Here is a 6,576-nt window from a genome sequence, read left to right as displayed (position 1 = left end):
CCGGCGTCGCGCAGCTCCACGCGCCGGCGGCTCCGGGTCCGGCTCCAGCAGCAGCGGCTCCTCGCCCTGCAGCGACAGCGCAAGCGCGGCGGCGACGTCCTCGGCCGGCGCGTCGTGGTGGCGGACGTAGTGGTCGACGACGTCGCGGAAGAACGCCAGGCGCTCGGAGCCGAGCGCCTCGGTGATCTGGTCGTCGAACTTGCTCAGCCGGCTCTCGTTGACGTCCTCGACGCTCGGCAGCGGCATCTTCGTCATCGGCTGACGGGTGGCCCGCTCGATCGCACCGAGCAGGCGGCGCTCGCGCGGGGTGATGAAGCTGATCGCGTCGCCCTTGCGCCCGGCCCGGCCGGTGCGGCCGATGCGGTGGACGTAGGACTCGGTGTCGGTCGGGATGTCGTAGTTCACGACGTGGCTGATGCGCTCGACGTCCAGGCCGCGCGCGGCGACGTCGGTGGCCACGAGGATGTCGAGGCTGCCGTCCTTGAGCTGGCCGACCGTGCGCTCGCGCTGGGCCTGGGCGACGTCGCCGTTGATCGCGGCGGCGGCGAACCCGCGGGCGCGCAGGCGCTCGGCCAGCTGCTCGGTGGCCTGCTTGGTGCGGACGAAGACGATCATCGCCTCGAAGTTCTCGACCTCGAGGATGCGCGTCATCGCGTCCAGCTTCTGCGGGAAGGAGACCTCGAGGTAGCGCTGGGTGATCGTCGACGACGTGGACGTCTTGCCCTTGACCGTCACCTCGACGGCGTCGTCGAGGTACTTCTCGGCCATGCGGCGGATCGCCGGCGGCATGGTGGCGCTGAACAGCGCGACCTGCTTGTCGTCGGGGGTGTCGGCCAGGATCGTCTCGACGTCCTCGGCGAAGCCCATGGTCAGCATCTCGTCGGCCTCGTCGAGCACCAGGAAGCGCAGCGCCGACAGGTCGAGCGTGCCCTTCTCGAGGTGGTCGATGATGCGGCCGGGGGTGCCGACGACGACGTGGACCCCGCGGCGCAGCGCCGACAGCTGCACCCCGTAGCCCTGGCCGCCGTAGACCGGCAGCACGCGGACGTCGCGCATGTGGGCGGCGTAGCGCTCGAACGCCTCGGACACCTGCAGGGCCAGCTCGCGGGTCGGGGCCAGGACGAGCGCCTGCGGCTTGGCCGCCTTGGGGTCCAGCTGCGACAGCACGGGCACGGCGAAGGCGGCGGTCTTGCCGGTGCCGGTCTGGGCCAGGCCGACCACGTGGCGGCCCTCCAGCAGCGGCGGGATGGTGCGGGCCTGGATCGGCGAGGGGGTCTCGTAGCCGACCTCGGTGAGGGCCCGCAGCACGGGCTCGGCGACTCCCAGGTCGGCGAACGTCACCTCGGGGGTCTCGGTCTCGGGCACGTCGGGGTTCGGGGAGCTCACCGGTCAAGGGTAGTCGCCCGACCCGGGGAGGGAAGAATCCGCGCTCGGCGCCGGGGGGTCGCACCGAGCGCGGGTCCCTCCCTCCCCGGACGGACGCCCGCCGTCAGGTCCGGGTCGCGTCCGGCGCGACGGCGTCGTCGCGCGTGGTGTGGGTGCCCAGGAACCCGCCGTCGGAGGCGAGCAGACGGTTGTGCCACAGCCCGTGGCGGGGATAGGTCTCGACCTCGTCGGAGGGAGACGGTCCAGCGTCCTGCACGCCCTCCACGGTAGCTCGCGACGGGGGCCGGACCGGGGAGGGGGTCAGGCCGACACGGAGCGGGACACCGCCGACGCCGCCGCGGCGGTGGCCGACGCGGCCGAGGACGCGACGTGCGCCGGGTCCAGCACGCGTCCGTAGACGCTGATGATCTCCTCGTCGAGGTCGACGACGTAGCTGCACGCCCGGGCCGAGCGGGCGTCGCCGTCCAGCAGCGGCTCGAGCCGCACGAGGGAGGCGTCGACCAGGTCGGTCGCCACGACCTCGTGCCCGCGGTAGGACGTCGCGTCCAGCGCCGCGGCGTGGGCCGGGCACAGCAGGATGCTGAAGTCGACGTGCGGGTGCTCCATCTGTGCCTGGTCGATCGCGAGATCGACCATCTCCCTCACCAACGTGGTGCGCATCGCCACCTCTTCCGCTTCCTCAGGTCGAGAGTCAACCTAGGGCCGCCGGGCCACGGGGACGCGCGCGCAGCGCCGAGCAGAGCCATGAATTTTCCGTGCCGTGGCGGGATCTCGTGCACGTCTGGCCGGTGGCGGGGTCGTGGACCGTCGGTGGCACGCCCTAGCGTGTCGACGTGCGACGCGACCTCTCCGTGCCGGCCCTGGCCGTCACCGTCCTGCTGTGGGCCTCGGCCTTCGTGGCCATCCGTGCGCTCGGCGACGCCTTCTCGCCCGGCTCCCTGACCTTCGGCCGGGTCATCGTGGGCGCCCTGGCCCTGACGCTGCTGGCCCGTCCGACCCGCGCGGCCATGCCGACCGGGCGTCCCCTGCTGCTCGTGGTCGTCTACGGCGTCGTCTGGTTCGGCGTCTACAACGTCGCGCTCAACGCCGGCGAGCTGCACCTGGACGCCGGCACCGCGGCGCTCGTCGTCAACGTCGCGCCCGCGCTGGTCGCCCTGTTCGCCGGGTTCGTGCTCGGCGAGGGCTTCCCCAAGCCGCTGCTCGTCGGCATCGCCGTGGCGTTCTGCGGCGTCGCGCTCATCGCCGTCGGCTCGCGCAGCGGCGACGCGGTCGAGACGGCCAGCACCACCGGCGTCGTGCTGTGCCTCGTCGCGGCGGTGACCTACGCGATCGGCACCCTCACGCAGAAGGCCGCGCTCGCCCACGTGAAGCCGGTCATGTCGGTCTGGCTCGGCTGCGTGGTCGCCGTCGTCGTGTGCCTGCCGTTCGCGCCGCAGCTCGTCCGCGAGCTGGGCGACGCGTCCGCCGCCGACGTGTGGTGGCTGGTCTACCTGGGCGTCTTCCCGACCGCGATCGGCTTCAGCACCTGGTCGTACGCCCTGGCCCGCATCAGCAGCGGCCAGGCCGCGTCGACCACCTACCTCGTCCCGGTCGTGGCCACGGGCATCGCCTGGGCGCTGCTGGACGAGACCCCGGCCGCGCTCGCCCTGGTCGGCGGCGTGCTGAGCCTGGCCGGCGTGGCGATCACCCGCGTGCGTCCGCGCCGCTCGCGCGTCGCCGAGCGCGCCTAGCGGTCCTGCGGGGCGAGCAGCTCCAGCACCAGGTCGCGCAGGATCCGGAAGCCGTTCTGGGTCAGCACCGACTCGGCGTGGAACTGGATGCCCCGGTAGTGCGCCCCGGCCACGAGGTGGACGTCGCCGGTGGCCTCCTCGCGCTCGACGTGGACGCCCGCGGGCAGCCCGCCGTCGGGCACGCGGGCCACGAAGGTGTTGTAGAAGCCGACCGTCTCCTCGCGGCCCAGCACCGGCAGCCGGCTCTGCGTGCCCTGGAAGACGATGTCCTTGAACGCCAGGTCGAGCCCCACCTTGCGGCTGAGCACCTGGTGCCCGAGGCAGACGGCCAGGAACGGGCGCTCCTGGGCCAGCAGGGCGTCCGCGGCCCGGCCGATCGTGGCGATCTTGGCGTCGTCCTCGTCGCGCGGGTCGCCGGGACCCGGACCGAGCACCACGAGGTCGTAGCCGTCCAGCGCGCCGTCGTCCAGGGCGTCGTGCCGGACGACGTCGGTGGTCATGCCCAGGACGCCGAACACGTGCCGCAGCATGTTGACGAAGTCGTCCTCGCCGTCGAGCACGACGACCCGCTTGCCCTCGAGCTCGGGCCGCGCCGCGGCGCCGGACTGGTCGCTGAGCCAGAACTGGCTGAGCCGCTGGTTGCGCGAGCCGAGCGCGATGAGCACCTCGTCGTCGCGCGTGAAGTCGTCGTGACCCGGCACCGCCTCGGGCGCCTGCTCGACCAGCCCGAACGCGCTGAGCACGCCGGACGCCTTGGCCCACGTCTCCTTCGTCTCGTACATCGCGTCGGAGTCGCGCACGAGCGTCGCGCCCGCGGTGACGACCACGTTCCCGTCCAGGTCGACGTCGGCGGTGCGGATGAGGATGGGCGCGTCGGTCATCTGCGCGCCGTTCGCGTCCCGGCCGAGCAGCGCGGCCACCCCGGCGTAGTAGCCGCGGCCCTGCGGCTCGTACCGGGCGATCAGCCGGCAGGCGTTCTCGACCGGGCTGCCGGTGACCGTGGCGGCGAACATCGACTGGCGCAGCACGTCGCGCACGTCCATGCGGGTGCGGCCGGCCAGCAGGTACTCGGTGTGGACGAGGTGGGTCATGGGCTTGAGGAACGGGCCGAGCACCATGCCGCCCTCGTGGCAGATGTCGCACATCTGCTTGAGCTCCTCGTCCACGACCATGAACAGCTCGTAGATCTCCTTCTCGTCGCGCAGGAACTCCAGCAGCGCCGCCTTGCGCTCGGCCTGGGTCTCCAGGCCGCGCAGACGGAACGTGCCGCTGATCGGGTTCATGCGGACCTGCCCGGCGTCCACGCTGACGTGACGCTCGGGGCTGGCGCCGATGAGGTACCGGTCGCCGGTGAAGACGCAGAACGTCCAGAACGCGCCCCGCTCGCGCTCGAGCAGGCGGCGCAGCACGGTGAGCGCGCGGTCGTGGCCCCAGTCGGCCACCTGCGCGCGGTAGCGGCGCCCGACCACGAGGTTGGCCCCCTCGCCGCGTCCGATCTCGTCGTCGATGATCGCCTGGACGGTGCGCGCGTACTCCTCGTCGGACGTCTCGAAGCCGCCGCGGTCGGCCAGCTCGATCTCGGTGTCGGGCAGCAGGGCCATCAGCGCGTCCAGCGGCACCTCGCGGCGCAGCTCGGCGGCGATCGCGGTCAGGGGCGTGCCGTCGTCGTGGGCGTCGAAGCCGCGCTCGCGCACCTGCCGGAACGGCACCAGCACGAGCTGCTCCCACCCGTCGCCCGGACCGGTGCCGAGCGGCACGTCGGCCAGCCGCTCCAGGTCGGTGCGGGGGCCGCCGACGAGCGTGACGGTGTCGCTGTCGCGCGTGCGCACGATCGCCCACGCGGGCTGGGCGAGCAGGTCGTCGAGGTGCGTCATGTGGTTCTCCTGGCTCGGCCGCCCGGGAAGAGAAAAGCCCAGAGCCGGCCGTGAGGCGGTCTGGGCAGAAGTCGACAGGCCACCTACGGGTGGCGCCACCAGGTGAGGGGCCGGGCTGTCATGGCCCGAAGCGTACCGCAGGGCGTCCGCGGCCACGTCCGTGTCCTACGCTCGCCGCCATGATCGACATCGACCTCGTGCGCCGCGACCTCACCCAGCTGGTGAGCCTGGCCAGCGTCGGCGGCAGCGAGTCCGAGGTGCTGGCCCAGCGCTGGTGTGCCGCGACCCTCGCCGGCCTCGGCCTCGACGTCGACCTGTGGCCCCTCGACGTCGACGCCCTGCGGGCCGACCCCGACCACCCCGGCGAGGAGGTCGAGCGCGCCGAGGCGTGGGGCTGCGTGGGCACGTCGGGCCCCGGCACGCCGGCGCTCATTCTCAACGGGCACGTGGACGTCGTGCCGCCCGGCGAGCCGGAGGCGTGGACCGGCGGCGACCCGTGGTGCTGCGCGAGGTCGACGGCACCTGGTTCGGCCGCGGGGTGTGCGACATGAAGGGGCGGCGTGGCGGCCATCTTCGCCGCCGTGCGCGCGGTGACGGCCAGCGGCGCGACCCTGCGCCGTCCGTTCGCGGTGCACACCGTCGTGGGCGAGGAGGACGGTGGCCTCGGCGCGTTCGCGACGCTGCGTCGCGGCCACACCGGCGACGCCTGCCTCATCGCCGAGCCGACCGCCGGGACGATCGTCACCGCCAACGCCGGCGCGCTGACCTTCCGGATCGAGCTCACCGGCTCCTCCACGCACGGCTCGCGACCGGACGCCGGGGTGAGCGCCATCGAGGTCTTCGAGGCGGTGCACGCCTCCCTGCGCCGGCTCGACGCCGTCCGCAACCAGCACCCGCCGGCGCCGTTCGACGCGCACCCGTTCCCGATCAGCGTCGGGATGCTGCAGGCCGGCGACTGGGCCTCCACCATCCCCGACCGGCTCGTGGCCGAGGGCCGGTTCGGGACGATGCCCGGCGAGTCCTTCGTCGACGCCCGCGCGGTCTTCGAGGCGGCGGTCGCGGCCGCCGACCACCCGTGGCTGGAGAAGAACCCGGCGGTCGTGACCTGGCCCGGCGGCCAGTTCGCGGCCGGGAGCCTGCCCGACGGCCACGCCTTCCTCGACGAGGTGAGGGCGGCGGCCGGCGACCCGGACATGCCCGCGGTCGGCGCCCCCGTACGGCTCGGACCTGCGCCAGTACGCCGCCGCCGGCGTCCCGACGCTGCAGCTGGGCCCGGGCGACATCGCGAACGCGCACGCCGTGGACGAGAGCGTCCGCATCGACGAGGTGGTGGCCGCCGCCGAGACGTACGCGCGGCTCATCCTCGCCCGCTGCTCGTAGGGGCGCCGGCCGTCGGCGCGGCGGAGGACGAACGGTCGACCAGCCCGGCGTGAACACCTGGAGACGGACCGGCGCGTCGTGCGCGGCGAGGCCCTCGCACCGCGCCGGCCCGACCTGACCTACGACGAGATGAAGGCCGCCCTGCGCACCGCGCTCGGCGAGCACGGACACGTCGCCCGGCCGCTGCCCGGGGTGCCCGCTCGAGC

Annotated in this window: 7 protein-coding genes; 3 read left to right on the top strand and 4 right to left on the bottom strand. The window is 73.7% G+C overall.

The features are described 5' to 3' along the window. The 3 genes from AC2W7G_RS07135 to AC2W7G_RS07125 all read right to left on the bottom strand — a co-directional run. The coding region (locus tag AC2W7G_RS07135) for a DEAD/DEAH box helicase (protein WP_485867824.1) at window positions 1-1,386 on the bottom strand (1,386 nt) is incomplete at its 3' end. 103 nt (window positions 1,387-1,489) lie between these two features. Continuing rightward, complete coding sequence (locus tag AC2W7G_RS07130; RefSeq protein WP_485867823.1) at window positions 1,490-1,642, bottom strand: hypothetical protein; 153 nt, start codon at window positions 1,640-1,642, stop codon at window positions 1,490-1,492. Window positions 1,643-1,686: 44 nt separating this feature from the next. Further along, complete coding sequence (locus AC2W7G_RS07125; RefSeq protein ID WP_485867822.1) at window positions 1,687-2,046, bottom strand: hypothetical protein; 360 nt, start codon at window positions 2,044-2,046, stop codon at window positions 1,687-1,689. 173 nt (window positions 2,047-2,219) lie between these two features. On the opposite strand from AC2W7G_RS07125, the gene AC2W7G_RS07120 reads away from it, so the two are divergent. Beyond that, window positions 2,220-3,116 (top strand): DMT family transporter, encoded by an 897-nt coding sequence (locus AC2W7G_RS07120; RefSeq protein ID WP_485867821.1) that lies wholly within the window; start codon window positions 2,220-2,222, stop codon window positions 3,114-3,116. Here the strand turns inward: AC2W7G_RS07120 and AC2W7G_RS07115 are convergent. Next, the gene (locus AC2W7G_RS07115; protein ID WP_485867820.1) at window positions 3,113-4,990 is read right to left on the bottom strand and encodes an anthranilate synthase family protein; all 1,878 of its coding nucleotides are present in this window, start codon (window positions 4,988-4,990) and stop codon (window positions 3,113-3,115) included. The genes AC2W7G_RS07120 and AC2W7G_RS07115 overlap by 4 nt on opposite strands. 179 nt (window positions 4,991-5,169) lie before the next feature. Here AC2W7G_RS07115 and AC2W7G_RS07110 point away from each other — a divergent pair, with 179 nt between their 5' ends. Next, complete coding sequence (locus tag AC2W7G_RS07110; RefSeq protein WP_485867819.1) at window positions 5,170-5,541, top strand: hypothetical protein; 372 nt, start codon at window positions 5,170-5,172, stop codon at window positions 5,539-5,541. A 9-nt stretch (window positions 5,542-5,550) separates the two neighbouring features. Then, a complete protein-coding gene (locus tag AC2W7G_RS07105; RefSeq protein WP_485867818.1) occupies window positions 5,551-6,423 on the top strand; it encodes a peptidase dimerization domain-containing protein in 873 nt (290 codons plus the stop codon). Window positions 6,424-6,576: the final 153 nt, after the last annotated feature.

It is taken from the genome of Aeromicrobium sp. PFPM2_SD2, from assembly GCF_057364525.1.
The sequence above is the reverse complement of the archived record's forward strand: the minus strand, read 5'-3'. Positions and strand labels throughout refer to the sequence as shown.